This window comes from Mycobacterium talmoniae, assembly GCF_001854525.1.
GTDB lineage: Bacteria > Actinomycetota > Actinomycetes > Mycobacteriales > Mycobacteriaceae > Mycobacterium > Mycobacterium talmoniae.
On sequence record NZ_MLQM01000129.1, the window covers coordinates 1 to 16,138 of the forward strand.

The window sequence follows — 16,138 nt, forward strand, 5'->3', positions numbered from 1 at the left end:
ATCCGGCCCCGTTGCCCCATGAACCGGTTCATACCGCGGCCCACCCGCCGTCCACGCTGAGGATGGCCCCATGGATGTTGGCGGCGTTGTCGCCGGCCAGGAAGACCACCGCGGCGGCCACCTCGGCGGGCGTGCTCATCCGGCGCGACGGAAGCCGGGCCAGCACCGGCTCCAGATGCTCGGCGTACTCCTGCTGGCGTTCGGTGGCGATCGGTCCGGGCGCGACGGCATTGACCCGCACCCCCGCCGGGCCGTACTCGTCGGCCCAGGATTTGGTGAACGAGTGGACGGCGGCCTTGTTGGCGCAGTAGACCGCCGACCCCGCGGCCCCGTGCAGCCCGGTGATGGAGCCGATGTTGACGATGGCGCCGCCACCGGCGCGGGCCATCTCCGGGGCGATGACGCCGGTCAGCAAAAACGGGGCGAACACGTTGACGGCGAACACGTCGTGCAGCTCGCGTTCGCTGATATCCGCGGTCGGCGTCGGCATCAGCAGGGTCGCCGCGTTATTCACCAGGATGTCCAGCCGGCCCCCGGCGGCCTCGGTGGCCGTCGCCGCGACCCGCCGGATCTCCTCCTGCCCGGCGGCCAGGTCGGCGGCGACAAACGCGGCCGCGCCGCCGCCCGCCCGGATCTCGGCGACGACGGCGTCACCGCGCACCTTGTTCCGCCCGCTGACAACGACGAAGGCGCCGTCGGCGGCCAGCGCGGTGGCGATGGCGGCTCCCAGGCCGCCGGTCGACCCGGTGACCAGTGCTGTGCGACCGGATAATTGCGTAGTGTTTGGACTCATGGGTCCACATGCTGCGCCGATAAAAATGGACCTGCAAGTCCAGAAACTGACCGCCAAGGGGCGGGCCACCCGGCAACGCATCATCGACGGCGCCGCCGCCGAGATCCGCGCCCGCGGTGTGGCGCTGACCACCCTCGACGACATCATGGCCCGCACCCACACCTCGAAAAGCCAGCTGTTCCATTACTTCCCCGGCGGCAAGGACCAGCTGCTGTTGGCGGTGGCGGGGTTGGAGTCGCAGCGGGTGCTCGACGACCAGCAACCGCATCTGGGGGCGCTGACCTCGTGGGCGGCCTGGCAGCGCTGGCGCGACGCGGTGGTGGACCGCTACCGGCGCCAGGGGCAGAACTGCCCGATCGCGGTGCTGATGTCGGAGGTGGGCCGCACCACCCCGGGCGCCCAGGCCGTCACCGCCGAGCTGATCAGCACCTGGCACGGCGCGATCGCCACCGGTATCCGCTCGATGCAAGACCAGGGCAAGATCGCCGCCGGGGTAGACACCAACCGGGCCGCCGCGGCGCTGCTGGCCGGAATCCAGGGCGGGGTCGGCATCATGCTCGCCACCGGCGACCTGTCGTATCTGGAGGCCGCCCTGGACGACGGCATCGCCGCGCTGCGCGGGGACTAAACGGTCAGCGCCGACGCAGCCCCGCCCGGCCGGCCGCGAGCGTCATCCCCGGTGAACCCAACAGCAGCTGCACCACCTGGAGCGGATGCCGGGCGGAACGGACCTTGAGGAAGTTGTAGGCCCGCAGGTCGATCACCTTGGCGTCGGGGTCGAAGCGCCAGACCTCAAGGCCGCAGCCGTCGCGGCGCCCGTGCGGTCCACCGCACCACTCGTTGACGATGGTGTCCTCGGTCGCGGCGACAAGTTGCTTGTCCAGCCGGAACCGGCGCGCCTTGAACGCCGCGCACGCGCGGGCCCAGGTGGCGTGAATCGCCTCCACGCCAACGGATTCCTCGCGTGCGCCGTCGGTGATCATCACCGCGCGGGCGTCCGCGGCGTACATGTCATAGATCACCTCGGTGAGGTACGCGTTGGTGGCGTCCTGCACCGATGCGACGAACGCGGCGGCGTCCGCGGGTCGGCGCCCGATGGCTGCGCTGCTCATCGAACCTTGGCCGCGGCGGCCGCTACACCTAGCCGAATACCGGTCCGCAGCACCGCCATCAGAGCGCGGGGGCGTAGTACGGCCCGGACCATGGTCAGCGAGTCGCAGTACAACACCCGCCGCCGCACCCGCCCGGCCTCATCGAGTTCGTAGCGGTCGATCGCGGGCCAGCTCAGCGCCCGGCCGCCGAGGGTGCCGTGGATCCGGAACTCGATGTACACCATGTCGTCGGCCGAGACGGCCGAGTTGACCACGTCGATGTGCAGGTCGGGGATCAACGCGAAGACCCGTCGCCAGTACGCGGCGGCGTTGTCTCGGCCCCGCACGTCGGGAAGGAGCGGCTGGACGTAGCAGACCTCCGGGTTCGTCAACGCATCCAGGCGCTCGAGGGTCGGCGCGGCCCACACCTGCCGGAACCGCTCCACGAAGGCCGCGGCGGGTGTTGCGAGTGGTGTGGTCATTTCCCTCATTTCGGCGCGGGTCACCTTCGTTCGGCGCACACGATGCCGAGCCAGTCGTCGCTGGCCAGTCCGCGTGCACCGGCCGGGTCGTAGCGGCGCAGCAAGTCGGCGACGCCGACCTGGTCACGGCACACGAACCCGTGCGCGCCCAGCAGCTCGGCCACACCGGTCGCGGTGAAGCCGCTGCGATACGGTTCGCCGCGCCGCGCCACCATCCGGGTCACCCGCCGGGCGCCGGCCCACCGGCTGCGCCCGGCGACCACCTCGGCATCGAGGTAGTCGAACACCAGCCGGCTGCCGGGTGCACACAGCGCCGCGAGGTCGGCGAGGGTCTGGTCGATGGCGTGTCCGGTGAGATACATGCTGACCCCGAGCCAGACGATCACGCTGCGCCGCGCCGGATCGAACCCGCTGTCGACCAGCCGGGTACGCAATGCGCCGTCCTCGAAATCGCAGGGTACCCAGACTGTCTGGCTAGCGCGCGGCGACGGCAGCAGCCGCTCGGTCACCGGCCGTTTGGCGGCCTGGGTGGCGGGTGCGTCGACTTCGAAGATGGTCACCGCGGTGTCGGCCCGGCGCAGGCTGGTGGTGTCGAAGCCGGCACCCAGCAACACCACCTGGTCGACGCCCGCGCCGATCGCCGCGCCGACGACGTCGTCGGTGAAGCGGACCCGCAGCACGATATGGGCGTGCAGCCCACCCCACCACCAATCGAAAACCCGCAGCGCCGCGGCGGCGGGCAGCCGACGGGCCAGCATGGCCCGGAACACCGGGTGGCCGACGAAATGTCGCGAGCCCGGATCGTCGAGCAGGCGCCGCGGCTGCATGCTTTCCGCGGCGCGCTGGGCGGCGTTGATCTGCGCGGTCAAACTCGCCTTGTGGTCCAGGCGCCGGGGGCTCACCGGGTCAACGGCAGTCATGTCCACCACGCTACGACGACACCGGTTCGGCAGTAAGGTCCAGTTTTGTGTCAGATTCGTGGACCAGTAGTGGCGGGGTCGATCTGCACCTCGACCTGCCCGCAGGTCGCGGCCGCCGCGCGGCGCTCGAACGGGCGCTGCGGCACGCCATCCGCGACGGGCGGCTGGCACCGGGGGAGCGGTTGCCGTCGTCGCGCGCGCTGGCCACCCAACTCGGGGTCGCCCGCGGCACGGTGGTGGAGGCCTACGCGCAGCTGTCGGCCGAGGGTTACCTGCGCAGCCGGCCCGGGGCGGTCACCGAGGTGGCCCGTGGGCCGGGGCTGTTGCCGCGGGCCAGCGCCGCACCCAGCCCGCCCCGAATCGTGGCCGACTTCCGGCTCGGGCGCCCGGACCTGAGCATGTTTCCCCGCGCCGAGTGGCTGCGCGCGCTGCGACGCGCCTTGCAGGTCACCCCGCATGCGGAGCTGGGTCCGCTCGACCCGCGCGGCTCGCCGCAGCTGCGCACGGCGCTGGCCAACTACCTGGGCCGGGCGCGCGGCGTGCTCACCACCCCCGAGCGGGTGGTCATCTGTAGCGGATTCACCCAGGGGCTGCGGCTGGTGGGCGACGCGCTCGCCGCCGCGGGAGCGACCTCGGTCGCCCTGGAAAACCCCTGCCTGCCCGACCACCGGGCGACGGTGGCCGCCAGCGGCCTGAACGTCGTCGCGCTCGACGTCGACGACGACGGCGCCCGTCCGGACGGGCTTGCCGCCCAGTCGGTGGCGGCGGTGCTGCTCACCCCGGCCCATCAGGCCCCGTTGGGTGCGACGCTGGCCGCCGACCGGCGCGCCGCGTTCATCGAGATCGCCGCCCGCCGGGGCGCGTATCTGATCGAAGACGATTACGACGGCGAGTTCCGCTATGACCGCCACCCGGTCGGGGCGTTGCAGGGTCTGGCACCCGAACGCGTCGTCTACGCCGGCAGCGCCAGCAAGAGCCTGGCCCCCGGGCTGCGGCTGGGCTGGTTGGCCCTGCCGGCCGACTTACTCGACGCGGTCATCGAGGCCAAGCGCCGCGCCGACCGCGGCACCGACATCCTGGCGCAACTCGCGTTCGCGGAGCTGATCGGATCCGGGGCCCTGGACCGGCATATCCGCCGGATGCGGCGGCGCTACCGGCATCGCCGCGACGCGTTGCGGGACACCCTTGGCCGCTATGCCCCGGCGATGCCGGTACACGGAATCGCCGCGGGCCTGCACGCGGTCGTGACGCTGCCCGAGGGCGTCGCGGAGGCTGACGTGCTGGCCGCCGCGCAACGGCGCCACATTGCGGTCACCGGGTTGGCGCCGTTCTGGCACCCCGGCCCGCGCCGCGCCGAGGGCCTCGTGTTGGGCTACGGCACCCCGGCCGAACACGAATACCCCGCCGCCCTCGGCCATCTCGGACGGCTGCTGCGGGCCGCGAGCCGCGGTTGAGATTGCGTGCAGGGCTGCCGCTCCGCCCTCACCGCAAAATCAAGAGGGCAGCTTGGCGCGCAGCCACTGAATGGTGCCGAAATTCTTGGTCCGCACGCTGACGAAGCCTTGGTCCTCGAGGAGGTCGCCGAGTTCGTCCTCGTCGAACACGTGGGCGCCGCCGTTGGGCAGCATCCGCCAAAACCGGGCCGCCCGCCCGGCGGTGGGGACCATCACGGCCAGCCGGCCGCCGGGGCGCAGCACCCGCCCCATCTCCGCGAGCGCGGCCGCCGGGTCCGGGATCAGCTGCACCGCCGCGATCGACACCACCGCGTCGACCGTCGCATCGCGCAGCGGAAGCTGTTGCGCGTCGGCCCGCAGAAAGCCGGTCTGCGGGCCGGATTCGGCGCGGACCGCGCGCGCCAGCATCGGCTCGGAGATGTCGAGCCCCAGCGCCAGCCCGCTGGGGCCCACGGCCCGCGCCAACGCCGTCGTGACCGGGCCGGGCCCGCAGCCGACATCCAATGCGATCGCGCCGGGCTGCAGATCCAACCATTCGGTGGGGTGCTGCCAGGCGGAGATCAGCCGGCGCGACACCGCCTGGGCGTTGTCGTAGAGCATCGATCCGACCGGTGAGGCCCACAGCGCCTGGATCGCGCCGGTGTTCTTCGGCACCGCGGCATCCTCCGCGGCTTCGCCGCCCAGCAGATCGAGATAGCCCTTGCTGACGTCGGGTTGCGTCGGCGGATCGCTGAGCAACTCCAGCGCCCGGTGCAGCGCCGGCGGCAACGTGCGGTCCAAGTCGGTCATGCGTTGGCAGCCTACGCCCGCCGCCGCCGCGGGTCACCGGGTGAAGTACGCCCGCACCGCCGCCACGAACGTGTCGACGTCGTCGGCGCTGACATCCAGGTGTGTGACGAACCGGGACGCGGATAGCAGCTGGGTGAGGATGCCGCGTTCGGTGAGCCAGGCCTGCAGTCCCGCGCACTCCTGCGGCGGGAATTGCGCGAACACCATGTTGGTGGCCTGCGAGACCACGCGCACCTCGTCGATCCGGGCCAACCCGTCGGCCAGGCGTGCGGCGTTGGCGTGATCGTCGGCGAGCCGGGCGACATTGTGGTCGAGCGCATACAGGCACGCGGCGGCCAGCACCCCGGATTGGCGCATCCCCCCGCCGAGCACCTTGCGCCAGCGGTGGGCCACCTCGATCAGCGCGGTGCTGCCGACCAGCACCGAACCGACCGGCGCGCCCAGGCCCTTGGAAAAGCAGATCGACACCGTGTCAAAGCCTTCGGTCAGCGCCGCCAGCGGCTGATTCGAGGCGACCGCCGCATTGAACGCCCGCGCGCCGTCGAGGTGCGTGCTGAGGCCGCGGTCGTGGGCGAACCCGGTGGCCTCGGCGACGTAGGCCGGCGGCAGCACCTTGCCGCCGATGGTGTTTTCCAGCGCCAACAGGCGGGTGCGGGCGAAGTGATCATCGAGCGGTTTGATCGCGGCTGCGACGCGTTCGAGCGGAATCGTGCCGTCCTCGGCGTTCTCCAGCGGCTGCGGCTGGATGCTGCCGAGCACCGCGGCGCCGCCGCCTTCGAATTTGTAGGTGTGCGCGGCCTGGCCGACCAGGTATTCGTCGCCGCGCCCGCAATGGGCCATCAGCGCGGCAAGGTTGCTTTGGGTGCCGCTGGGAAAGAACAGCCCGGCTTCCTTGCCCGCCTCCTCGGCCAGTCGGGACTGCAGCCGCAGCACGGTCGGGTCATCGCCCCAGACGTCGTCGCCGGTCTCGGCGCGCGTCATGGCCGTGAGCATGGCCGGGCTCGGCCGGGTGACGGTATCGCTGCGCAGGTCAATCATGCGATGCCATCCTCGCGGTCGTACGCGGCCAAGGCCAGTGTTGTCGGGCGTGGGATTCATCATGCGGCCGAAGGTGTTGGCTATGCACGGCCGACGGCGTCCGCGAAACCGGCCCCCGCGGGCGGCGGTTCTGATAGACGAAGAAACGCAGCCCCGCGACGGAAGGAGAGCGGAGATGCGCTACACCCGCAACGACACGATCGCGGCCCGCGTCAGCGATGTGTGGGCGGTGCTCACCGATATCGAGCGCTGGCCGGACTGGACGGCATCGATGGAGGAAATCACCCGGCTGGACTCCGGAGCGCTGCGCGTCGGCAGCACGGCGCGGGTCCGGCAACCCACCGGCAAGCCGATGATCTGGACGATCACCGAACTGGCCAGCGAGCGGTCCTTCACCTGGACGGCGTCGTCGCCGGGGATCCGTCTCACCGGCTACCACGAGCTGATGCCCACTCAAGATGGTGTCAACGCGGTGCTGACCTTCGCGTTGACCGGCCCGCTGGCTTGGCTCGGGGCGTTGCTTGCCGGGCGCCGGGTGCGGCGTTATGTCGACATGGAGGCCGACGGGCTCAAGCGCCGGGCCGAGCAGCGCGCCACAAGGTGACGCCGGTCCTACGTACGCTGAACCGGTGAGCCGCGCAGCCGCTGATCTGCCCGACGCGGGCACCGGCGTGGCGGGGCCGCGTCGGCGGGGCCGGCCGCGGCAGCTCAGCCGTGAGCTGATCGCCGCTGCCGCACGGGATATCGCCCCGGAGGCGTTGACGATGCAGGCCGTGGCCGACGCGCTGGGCGTCGACCCCAAAGCGCTGAACTACCACGTCGGAGACCGCGACGGCCTGTTGGAACTCGTGGCGCTTGACGTCTTCGAAACCGAACTGGCCCGCATCGAACTGGCCCGCGGCGGCGACTGGCGCGACGCGTTGCGGTGTTATGCCCGCGCCCAGCGCGACGCCACCCTCAAACTCGGCGTGCTGGCGCTGTCGGTGCGCTTTCCCGGTTCGCGCGGGCTGGGGGCGTTGACCCGGGTGGAAAGCGTGCTGCAGACCTTGATTGATGCGGGATTTGGTCCCGACGAGGCCGGTCGGGTGTTGACGTTCGTCACCGAGACCGCGTTTTCGGCCGGGTTGGCCGCCGTCCATGCCGCGCAGAACCGGGTTCACCCCGATGTGCCCGAGGTGATCAACGCGTTGAACAGCGCTGACGCGCAAGACTTTCCGGCGCTGCGTCGTGTGGTCGCCGCCCGGGAACAGGCCGGGGACGATCCCGACCAGCTCGACTACAACCTCACGGTGATCATCGCCGGCCTGGAGCGCCAACTCGGGACGCGGCCACGGCGTCCCTGAGATTTTTCCCGAAGCGGAAAAATTTTGGACAAAAGCCTTCCCTGCCGGGGTGGCCCCGTGTAGACAGGGAGCGGCACGCAGGACGCAGCAAGTGAACGAGGCACACATGACAGCAGGCAACGGCGCCGCATACCGAGTCGTTCAATGGACGACCGGCAACGTCGGCAAAAGCTCGGTGCAAGCACTGGCCACGCATCCGGATTTCGACCTAATCGGCTGCTACGCCTGGTCGCCGGATAAAGCCGGCCGTGACGTCGGTGAACTCTGCGGCATCGCGCCGATCGGGGTGGCCGCGACCAATGACGTGGACGCGCTGCTGGCGCTGAAGCCGGACTGCGTCGTCTACAACCCGATGTGGATCGACGTCGACGAACTGGTCCGCATCCTGTCCGCCGGGATCAACGTGGTGGCCTCCGCGTCGTTCATCACCGGCCACAACCTGGGCGCCGATCGGGAACGACTTGAGCAGGCCTGCCAGCGGGGCGGATCAACGATCTTCGGCTCCGGCGTCAGCCCCGGCTTCGCGGAACTGTTGGCGATCGTGGCCGCGACCGCGTGCGATCGGATCGACAAGGTCACCATCTCCGAATCCGCGGACACCACCTTCTATGACTCGCCGGACACCGAACGGCCGGTGGGGTTCGGCACCCCGATCGATGACCCCGAGCTGCAGCCGATGGCCGCGAAGGGCACCGCGATCTTCGCCGAGGGCGTGCGGCTGATCGCCGACGCCATCGGGGTTGAGCTCGACGAAATCCGTTGCGACGCGCAGTATGCGCAGACCACCGAGGACCTGGACCTGGGCTCTTGGACGATCAACGCCGGCTGTGTGGCCGGCGTGTTCGCCAGCTGGCAAGGCATCCGCGACGGCAAGACGGTCGTCGACCTCAACGTGCGTTGGCGCAAGGGCCAGACCCTCGACCCGGATTGGCAGCTTGACGGGGACGGCTGGGCGATCACCATTGACGGACGCCCGACGGTGAACATGAAAGTCGGCTTCCTACCGCCGCCGGACTTTCACGGCGAAACGATCGCCGACTTCATGGTGCTCGGCCACATCATGACCGCCATGCCGCCGATCAACGCCATCCCGGCCGTGGTGGCCGCCGCCCCCGGCATCGCCACCTATAACGACCTGCCGCTGAATTTGCCGCGCGGCGGGACGCCCCGCAAATACGAACACGCCAGCGCATGACCTGCCGTAACAACCACATTCACCCCGGAAAACGGACCACCGTGAGGTGCGGCGCTGGTTCACAAAACGGTATCGGCGCTCACATTGGGGTTGGCAACCGCGCGATCATTGCGCAATATAGAGACATGCTAAGCATACGGAAACTTGTGGGAACAGTGTTCGTAGCGGGAGCTGCGGCGGCGGTCGCCGTCGCACCAACGGCCGTGATGCTCGCCGACGCCCCGGCGGCCACGACGGATCACGTTGTCGCCGAGCCGAGCGGCAGCGGCGGCCCGGACGGCAACGGTGGCGGTAACGGCTGCGGCAGCGGCGCCGGCTGGCAGGGCTGCGGCGGCTGGAACCCCTTCCAGGGCGGCTTCGGTCACGGCTGCGTCAACGGCTTCTGCGGCGGCTGGGACGGCGCCCGCGGCTGGGGCGGCTGACCGCACGCCGCATCGCCTTCAGGAGCCCGAGCCCGGGAGTTCGGCCTGCACCTCGGCGCGCGTGGCGTCGAAGCTGAAACACCCCCTGATCGGCGAACTCTCGGGCGGCGGGTCGGGATAGCACCAGGCCACGTCGGCGATGACGGTGTCGCCGACCACCGCCGACCAGTACGTCGCGGTCCCCTTGTAGTTGCAGTAGCTCGACGAGTCGGACCGGCGCAGCAGGTCGGTGCGCACCTGCGAGGCGGCCACGTATAGCCGTGGCTCCACCGCGGTTTCGAACACGATCACCGTGTCGTCGGTGTCCACCAGGACGGTGCCGGCAACCGTCACCCGCAACCGTCGCCGGGTGGGCCGGCAGTCGACGCGGTGATACGGGTTGGGTGGATAGTGGACCAGCTGGCGGCCCTCCTCGAACCAGGTATCGACCGCATCCCACGGCACCTGGACGTACCCGGGTGCGGCCGGTTCCGGGCTGCCGGGTAGCCCGCCGACGTCCGCGGCGGGGAACGCGTAGCTGAGCGGGCGGTCCCGGCGGTGCACCAGCAGCGCCCGCTCGGTGTCGATCACCATGTGCCCGTGGCGAAAAGCCTGAACCCGCCGCGGATGCGGTTCGACGTAGACCAGTTCGGCGGGCAGGGGCGGGACGAACCAGCCGGCGGGATTGTGACTGAGCGGACCGCGTCCGGCGACGAGGCTCATCGTGGACTCCTGAGGTTCCGGAGGGTGTGCACCAAGGTTTACAAATCAAACCTTGAATGTCACTCTCTTGGGAAGGTCTGCCGTCGCGGGCCACATTCCGGACCGGATCGAAGGTGGTAGATGCGCTTCGCGATCACCCATCCCATGCACAGCCATCCCTACAATCCGGAGCTGGTGACCGGAGCCGGGGTGGCCACGGTCGCGGCGGCGGCGGAGGCGGCGGGATTCGACGGGTTCGGCTTCACCGACCATCCCGCACCCAGCCAACGCTGGCTTGACGCCGGGGGACACGACGCGCTGGATCCGTTCGTGGCGATGGGTTTTGCCGCCGCGCACACCGCCACCCTGCGGCTGATCCCGAACATCGTGGTGTTGCCCTATCGGAACCCGTTCGTGGTGGCCAAATCCGGCGCCACGCTCGATCTGCTGTCGGGGGGCCGGTTCACCCTCGCGGTGGGCGTGGGCTACCTCAAGCGGGAATTCGCGGCGCTGGGCGTGGACTACGAGGAACGCACCCAACTGTTCGAGGAAGCGCTGTCGGTGATCCGCACGGTGTGGACCACCGATGACATCTCGGTGGAGGGCAAGCATTTCGCGGCGCGGGGGATCACCGCGCACCCTCGGCCGGTCAGCCGGCCGCACCCGCCGATCTGGATCGGCGGCAACACCGGTGCGGCGCGCCAGCGGGTCGCCGAACACGGCGACGGGTGGTGCCCGTTCCCGGCGCCGGCCGGGCTCGCCGCGACCGCGCGCACCGCCTCGCTGGACACCGCGGAGCACCTGGCCGCCGGCATCGACGACCTGCGCCGCCGGTTGGACGCCGCGGGTCGCGATGGGTCGCAGATCGACATCACCTTCACCAACTTCGCCGGCGGCCACCCCGGTGACGACGACTTCAACGCCGACGCCTATCTGAGCGGGTTAGACAAGCTGGCGGCGTTGGGGGTCACCTGGGTGCAGGTCCCGGTGCCCGGCGACAGCCTGGCGCACCTGTTGGAGACCCTGGACCGGTTCCGCGTCCAGGTCATCGACGTGGCCCGCTGAGTCGGCTATGCGGGTTTGACCCCCACCGTGAGCAGGTCCGACACCAGCTTCGTCCAGGTGGGCCGGTGGACCCGATGCTGTTCACTGACGGTCAGCCCGGCTCTCTCGAACAGCGCCCGCATCTCGGCCGGCGACGGGTTGTGCGCCGGCGTTAATCGGTTGGCGGACAACCGATGAAATGGTAGGGGTTGGCGCGGGCTCATCGTGGTCACCGCCGCCACCCCGCCCGGAGCGAGCACCCGGTGGAATTCGCGCAGCGCGGCGGGCTGATCGAAGAAGTGAAACGCCGACGTGGTGACCACGGCGTCGAGGGCGCTGTCGTCGAACGGCAGCTGCTCGGCGGGGCCCTTCAACCATTGCACCCGGGCGGACCGGGCGCGGGCTTCCTCCAGCATGCCGTCGGACATGTCCACCCCGTACACCGCGGCGGGCCGCAGGTCACGTTCGATCCGGTCCGCCAGAATCCCGGTCCCGCAGGCGATGTCGGCAACCTTGGCGGCGCCGTGGCTGTGTAGCTGGGCAATCACCTCATCGTGAGCGGGTCGGTAGACCCAGCGTTGCAGGAAATCTGTGTCGTACAGCGGCGCGGCGAAGCTCCAAAACCGGGTGATCGCGGTGTTGAGGCCGCGGCGTTGGACCGTCGGGTCGGCGGCGGATGAGCTGGTCATCATTTCTGTCCTTACCGCAAGGTGGAGGTGTAGTAGATAGTGTCGGCCACCGACACCGAGTCGCCGGTTTCGGGGATGGGGTTCAGCCCGTTGTCGGCGAACAGTTGGCGTGCGGTGGTGCCGACCGAACGCCAACCGGCCTGTTGCAGGTAGGCGGCCACGTCATGGCGCTCCCCGTGGTAGCCCAAATCGGCGAACTCCACGTCGATACCGTGCTCGCGCCACTTGGCGGTGGCGGCGCGCATGGTGTCGCGGGCCTGGCCCAGATTCAGGTCCGACATGTTCGGGATGGCTTCGACCGCCAGCCGACTGCCCTCGGCGCTGAGCGCGGTGATGTCGTCGAGCAGGCGGTCCTGGGCGGCGGGCGGCAGGTACCCGAGCAGGCCCTCGGCGATCCACGCCGTGGGCCGGGTGCTGTCGAGGCCCGCGTCCCGGATCGCGGCCGCCCAGTCGTGGCGCAGGTCGATCGCCACCGTGCGCAGATCGGTGCGGGGTGTGGCCCCCAGGTCGGCCAGCGTGGCGGTCTTGAACTCGATGACCTGCGGCTGGTCGATCTCGAAGACGGTCATATCGGCCGGCCACGCCAGCCGGTAGGACCGCGCGTCCAGGCCGGAGGCCAAGATGACCGCCTGGCGGATGCCGGACCGGGTCGCGTCGGCGAAGAACGCATCGAAGTAGCGGGTGCGCACGGCCAGGGCGTCGGGCAGGTACGCCAGCCGCCACCCGGATTCGTTGTTGTCGATGTCGGCGACGTCGAGGTCGCCGCTCACCCAGCGGGTGAAGAAATCCAGTCCGACCGCCCGGACCAGCGGTTCGGCGAACGGGTCGTCGATCAGCGGTTCCGTGCTGTTGGCGGCGATGGCGCGGGCGGCGGCGACCATGGTCGCCGTGGCACCCACGCTGGTCGCCAAATCCCAGGTGTCGTTGTCGGTGCGTGTCATGCGGGGTCCCTCCCGGGCTGCCATCCAGCCCAATACTTAGCCAGTATAACGAGCTGGCGGCGGGCCGGGTTCCCGCGCGCGGGCGACGGCGGCGGTGACCGACCGGGTCGCGCCTGCGGATATGCTTCCGGGGTTCGATACTGTAAGGTTTACGGTTTGTAGTCCGGTTCGCGTTGGGCGGCACAGGAGGTGACGTGAGAACAGCGCAGCTTGTTTTCGACCCGTTCTCGGAGGATTTCTTCAACGGTCCCTACGAGACGTACCGCCGGATGCGGGCCGACGCCCCGGTCTACTACAACGAGCAATACGACTTCTACGCGCTGTCGCGGCACGCCGACGTCGCCGCGGCGTTTAAGGACTTCGAGACGTACTCCTCGGCGTACGGGGTGGATCTGGGGATGGTGCGCACCGGGCAGCCGGTGCCGGCGAAGATGATCATCTCGCTCGATCCTCCCGAGCACCGGCATATGCGCAGCCTGGTGAACAAGGTGTTCACGCCGCGGGCGATTATGGCGCTGCAGCAGATGGTCACCGAGCAGATCGAGGGGTTCCTGGCCGCGGCCGACCCGAGCGGATTCGATGTCGTGCAAGACTTCTCGGCGCTGTTCCCCGTGGAGGTGATCACCCGGATGCTGGGGGTGCCCGCCGAGTATCGCCAGAAGGTGCGGCTGTGGATCGACGAATTGTTGCATCGCGAGCCGGGCCAGATCGACATGTCCGACGCCGGCAACCAGGCGATGGCCGAATCCTGGGTGATGTACTACGAGCTCATCCAGCAGCGCCGAGCCGAGCCGCAAGACGACATGATCAGCAGGCTGATCGCGGCCGAGATCGAACGCGAGGACGGGGCGAAGACGCGGCTGCGCGGCTCCGAGATCGCCGGCTTCGCCACCTTGTTGGGTGGGGCGGGGGCCGAGACGGTGACCAAGCTGATCGGCAATGCGGCAACGGTGTTCGCCCAGCATCCCGACGAGTGGCAGAAGCTGCTCGATGACCGCAGCAAGATTCCGGCGGCGGTGGAAGAGTTGCTGCGCTACGAGGCGCCGGCCCAGTACAACGTGCGCCGCTCGATGAAAGACGTGGTGCTGCACGGGTGCACCATCCCGGCGGGCAAGCCGGTGTTCCTGGTCGGCGGCTCGGCCAACCGCGATCCCGACGCCTGGACCGACCCCGACACTTTCAACATCGACCGGGACCGTACCGAGGCGCAGAATCTCGGCTTCGGTTACGGGATCCACAGCTGCCTGGGCGCGGCGCTGGCCCGGATGGAGGCCGCCATCGCGCTGGAGAAGATGCTCGACTTCATGCCCCGCTACGAGGTGTTGTGGGAGGGGTGCAAGCGGGTGAGCATGCAGAACGTGGCCGGTTGGTCGCATGTCCCGGTCCGCGTGCTGCCGTGACCGGCAGCGCCCTAGCGTCCTACCGCCTGCATGTCATTGCGCCGACGGTGGCCGACGCGGTGCAGCACGCCGGTGGCTGGCTGTTCGACCACGTCATGGCGGGATGGAAGGTCACCGTGGCGCTCGCCGACCCCGTCGGCGCCGAAGCGTTGCAGATCCTCGGCGCTGCCGTCGCGGCGTTGGACTCGGGTGTCCTGGAAGAAATCCCGCGCGCGTTGGCGGTTTCGGCCGAGTTGTACACCGGGGATCCGCGGGTGCGCCGACTCGTGCGTGACGCCGCCGACCACCCGGACGTCGAAGTGTTGCTGTGGGAAGCTTTTGCGGCGGCCGCCGAGTACGGAGTCGTGCGGTACCGGCTGGGCGCGGCCGCGCGCGCGTTCAAGACCGAAGCCCTGGTCGCCGCGGGTGGCGGCGGGACAAGCGTGCCGCTGGCCGAAACGTTTCGGACCGTCGCCGCGCAGCGGGTAGCGCCGTATGCCGGCCTTGCCACCGCGGACGCCCTGAGCCAGGGTTAGAAACCGTGACCCAGCCCACCGCATTGGATGTTGTCGACGGTGTCGACCTGACCGGCAAGACCTGCGCCATCACCGACGTCGCGCCGTACGCGGTCGACCACGAATCTGCCGCCCGGCTATGGGCGCTGTCCGAGTCGCTGGTGTCTCGGTGAAGGTCCACCTACAGGTCGCCGGGGCGCCGGCCAAGGCGCGGGAAAGCGCCCGTGCGATCGCCGAACTGGGGGCCGACGGCCTCTTCTCGTTCGAAGGCCCACACGACGTGTTCGTCCCGCTGGTGGTGGCCGCGCAGGAAACCGAGCTGGAACTGATGACGAACGTCGCGATCGCCGGACCGCGTAGTCCGTTGCATCTCGCGCACTCCGCCTATGACCTGCAGGTGCTCAGCGGGGGCCGGTTCCGGCTGGGTCTCGGTTCGCAGATCCGGGCGCATATCGAGAAGCGGTACGGCAGCCAGTGGGGTAAGCCGGCCAGCCGGACGGCCGAGTCCGTCGCCGCGGTGCGGGCGATCTTCGCGGCGTGGGAAGGCAAGGCCCCACTGCAGTTTCGGGGCGAGTTCTTCACGCACACGTTGATGCCGCCGAACTTCAATCCCGGCCCCAACCCGTACGGTGTGCCGCCGGTGCTGATGGGAGCGCTCGGGCCGGTGATGACCCGGAAGGCTGCCGAGGTCGCCGACGGGCTGCTGGTGATGCCGTTCAACAGCACTCGGCACTTTGTCGACCGCACGCTGCCGGCGGTTGCCGAAGGTTTGCGTAGGTCGGGCCGGGACGCGGGGGAGTTTCAGATCGTGGGGCAGGCCATGGTGGCCGTTGCGCGCACCGAGGCCGGTTTGGCGCGGGCGATCGACGGCGTGGCGTCGCTGATCGCCTTCTACGGATCCACGCCCAACTACCGGCCGGTTTTGGAGGTGGAGGGCTGGGCGGACCTGCAACCGCGGCTGAACGAACTCTCCAAGCAGGGCAAGTATGCCGAGATGCGGGCCATGGTCACCGAGCCGATGGTGCGGACCCTCGGTATCGTCGGCACACCCGAAGATTGCGCAGACCGGATCCGAGAACGCTACGGCCAGCACGCATCCGATGTCTGCTGCTACTTTCCCGGCTACTCACCGGAGCGCGGCGACCTCGCCGACCTGGTCGCGGCGTTGCACGAAATCGCGGTGCCCGGCGCCGCGACGGCATAGTCGGGAGATACCCCCATCGACGGCTACGGATCGTCGTCGTCGTCTTCGTTGTCATCGGTGTTGTCGGGTAGCTGTTTGTCGGGGTGGTGGTAGTTGTTGGTTCTGGGTTGGCCGTGGTCGAGGTGTGGGGGTGGCAGTGTTTCGGTGTGGCCGTGGTG

Annotated in this window: 20 protein-coding genes; 11 read left to right on the forward strand and 9 right to left on the reverse strand. The window is 69.7% G+C overall.

Annotated features, from left to right (window positions below):
• Nucleotides 1-28: 28 nt before the first annotated feature.
• Nucleotides 29-793 carry an SDR family NAD(P)-dependent oxidoreductase gene (locus tag BKN37_RS19560; RefSeq protein ID WP_071028619.1) on the reverse strand — a complete coding sequence of 255 codons (765 nt, stop codon included), beginning with the start codon at nt 791-793 and terminating at the stop codon, nt 29-31.
• 25 nt (nt 794-818) lie between these two features.
• Between BKN37_RS19560 and BKN37_RS19565 the strand changes: the two genes are divergently transcribed.
• A complete protein-coding gene (locus tag BKN37_RS19565) occupies nt 819-1,421 on the forward strand; it encodes a TetR/AcrR family transcriptional regulator (RefSeq protein ID WP_071028620.1) in 603 nt (200 codons plus the stop codon).
• 4 nt (nt 1,422-1,425) lie between these two features.
• On the opposite strand, the gene BKN37_RS19570 is transcribed toward BKN37_RS19565, so the two are convergent.
• From BKN37_RS19570 to BKN37_RS19580, 3 genes are read right to left on the reverse strand one after another with little or no spacing between them, the layout of a single operon-like run.
• Complete coding sequence (locus BKN37_RS19570) at nt 1,426-1,905, reverse strand: nuclear transport factor 2-like protein (protein WP_071028621.1); 480 nt, start codon at nt 1,903-1,905, stop codon at nt 1,426-1,428.
• Nucleotides 1,902-2,366 (reverse strand): nuclear transport factor 2 family protein, encoded by a 465-nt coding sequence (locus tag BKN37_RS19575; RefSeq protein WP_133279145.1) that lies wholly within the window; start codon nt 2,364-2,366, stop codon nt 1,902-1,904. The genes BKN37_RS19570 and BKN37_RS19575 overlap by 4 nt, the downstream gene beginning before the upstream one ends.
• Before the next feature lie 20 nt (nt 2,367-2,386).
• Nucleotides 2,387-3,268, reverse strand: a complete 882-nt coding sequence (locus tag BKN37_RS19580; RefSeq protein WP_242657300.1) for a class I SAM-dependent methyltransferase — start codon at nt 3,266-3,268, stop codon at nt 2,387-2,389.
• A 65-nt stretch (nt 3,269-3,333) separates the two neighbouring features.
• Here BKN37_RS19580 and pdxR point away from each other — a divergent pair, with 65 nt between their 5' ends.
• Nucleotides 3,334-4,740 carry a MocR-like pyridoxine biosynthesis transcription factor PdxR gene (pdxR, locus tag BKN37_RS19585; protein WP_071028623.1) on the forward strand — a complete coding sequence of 469 codons (1,407 nt, stop codon included), beginning with the start codon at nt 3,334-3,336 and terminating at the stop codon, nt 4,738-4,740.
• Between the two features lie 39 nt (nt 4,741-4,779).
• Here the strand turns inward: pdxR and BKN37_RS19590 are convergent, their stop codons facing one another.
• Both BKN37_RS19590 and ltaE read right to left on the reverse strand, forming a co-directional pair.
• Nucleotides 4,780-5,529, reverse strand: a complete 750-nt coding sequence (locus tag BKN37_RS19590) for a methyltransferase domain-containing protein (protein ID WP_071028624.1) — start codon at nt 5,527-5,529, stop codon at nt 4,780-4,782.
• A 33-nt stretch (nt 5,530-5,562) separates the two neighbouring features.
• A complete protein-coding gene (gene ltaE / locus BKN37_RS19595) occupies nt 5,563-6,567 on the reverse strand; it encodes a low-specificity L-threonine aldolase (RefSeq protein WP_071028625.1) in 1,005 nt (334 codons plus the stop codon).
• A 175-nt stretch (nt 6,568-6,742) separates the two neighbouring features.
• On the opposite strand from ltaE, the gene BKN37_RS19600 reads away from it, so the two are divergent.
• The 4 genes from BKN37_RS19600 to BKN37_RS19615 all read left to right on the forward strand — a co-directional run bounded on the left by BKN37_RS19600 (nt 6,743) and on the right by BKN37_RS19615 (nt 9,527).
• Complete coding sequence (locus BKN37_RS19600; RefSeq protein ID WP_071028626.1) at nt 6,743-7,171, forward strand: SRPBCC family protein; 429 nt, start codon at nt 6,743-6,745, stop codon at nt 7,169-7,171.
• A gap of 25 nt (nt 7,172-7,196) precedes the next feature.
• On the forward strand, nt 7,197-7,910 hold the full coding sequence (locus BKN37_RS19605) for a TetR/AcrR family transcriptional regulator C-terminal domain-containing protein (protein WP_242657299.1): 714 nt from the start codon (nt 7,197-7,199) through the stop codon (nt 7,908-7,910).
• A 106-nt stretch (nt 7,911-8,016) separates the two neighbouring features.
• Nucleotides 8,017-9,105 (forward strand): NAD(P)H-dependent amine dehydrogenase family protein, encoded by a 1,089-nt coding sequence (locus tag BKN37_RS19610; RefSeq protein ID WP_071028627.1) that lies wholly within the window; start codon nt 8,017-8,019, stop codon nt 9,103-9,105.
• Between the two features lie 125 nt (nt 9,106-9,230).
• Nucleotides 9,231-9,527 (forward strand): hypothetical protein, encoded by a 297-nt coding sequence (locus BKN37_RS19615; RefSeq protein ID WP_071028628.1) that lies wholly within the window; start codon nt 9,231-9,233, stop codon nt 9,525-9,527.
• Between the two features lie 18 nt (nt 9,528-9,545).
• Here BKN37_RS19615 and BKN37_RS19620 read toward each other — a convergent pair whose 3' ends face one another.
• Nucleotides 9,546-10,229, reverse strand: coding sequence for a DUF427 domain-containing protein (locus BKN37_RS19620; protein WP_071028629.1), 684 nt, complete (start codon nt 10,227-10,229; stop codon nt 9,546-9,548).
• A 120-nt stretch (nt 10,230-10,349) separates the two neighbouring features.
• Between BKN37_RS19620 and BKN37_RS19625 the strand changes: the two genes are divergently transcribed.
• Nucleotides 10,350-11,273, forward strand: coding sequence for an LLM class F420-dependent oxidoreductase (locus BKN37_RS19625; protein ID WP_071028630.1), 924 nt, complete (start codon nt 10,350-10,352; stop codon nt 11,271-11,273).
• Between the two features lie 5 nt (nt 11,274-11,278).
• Here the strand turns inward: BKN37_RS19625 and BKN37_RS19630 are convergent, their stop codons facing one another.
• Complete coding sequence (locus tag BKN37_RS19630; RefSeq protein ID WP_071028637.1) at nt 11,279-11,941, reverse strand: class I SAM-dependent methyltransferase; 663 nt, start codon at nt 11,939-11,941, stop codon at nt 11,279-11,281.
• Between the two features lie 11 nt (nt 11,942-11,952).
• Nucleotides 11,953-12,882, reverse strand: a complete 930-nt coding sequence (locus BKN37_RS19635; RefSeq protein WP_071028631.1) for an SAM-dependent methyltransferase — start codon at nt 12,880-12,882, stop codon at nt 11,953-11,955.
• 194 nt (nt 12,883-13,076) lie between these two features.
• Here BKN37_RS19635 and BKN37_RS19640 point away from each other — a divergent pair, with 194 nt between their 5' ends.
• The 4 genes from BKN37_RS19640 to BKN37_RS19650 are packed head-to-tail and all read left to right on the forward strand — an operon-like array spanning nt 13,077 to nt 15,980.
• Nucleotides 13,077-14,282, forward strand: coding sequence for a cytochrome P450 (locus tag BKN37_RS19640; RefSeq protein ID WP_071028632.1), 1,206 nt, complete (start codon nt 13,077-13,079; stop codon nt 14,280-14,282).
• The gene (locus BKN37_RS19645) at nt 14,279-14,797 is read left to right on the forward strand and encodes a hypothetical protein (protein ID WP_071028633.1); all 519 of its coding nucleotides are present in this window, start codon (nt 14,279-14,281) and stop codon (nt 14,795-14,797) included. Before BKN37_RS19640 ends, BKN37_RS19645 begins: the two co-directional genes overlap by 4 nt.
• Before the next feature lie 5 nt (nt 14,798-14,802).
• Nucleotides 14,803-14,949 (forward strand): hypothetical protein, encoded by a 147-nt coding sequence (locus tag BKN37_RS29285; protein WP_158260422.1) that lies wholly within the window; start codon nt 14,803-14,805, stop codon nt 14,947-14,949.
• On the forward strand, nt 14,946-15,980 hold the full coding sequence (locus BKN37_RS19650) for a TIGR03617 family F420-dependent LLM class oxidoreductase (RefSeq protein WP_071028634.1): 1,035 nt from the start codon (nt 14,946-14,948) through the stop codon (nt 15,978-15,980). The genes BKN37_RS29285 and BKN37_RS19650 overlap by 4 nt, the downstream gene beginning before the upstream one ends.
• The last annotated feature ends 158 nt before the right edge of the window (nt 15,981-16,138 follow it).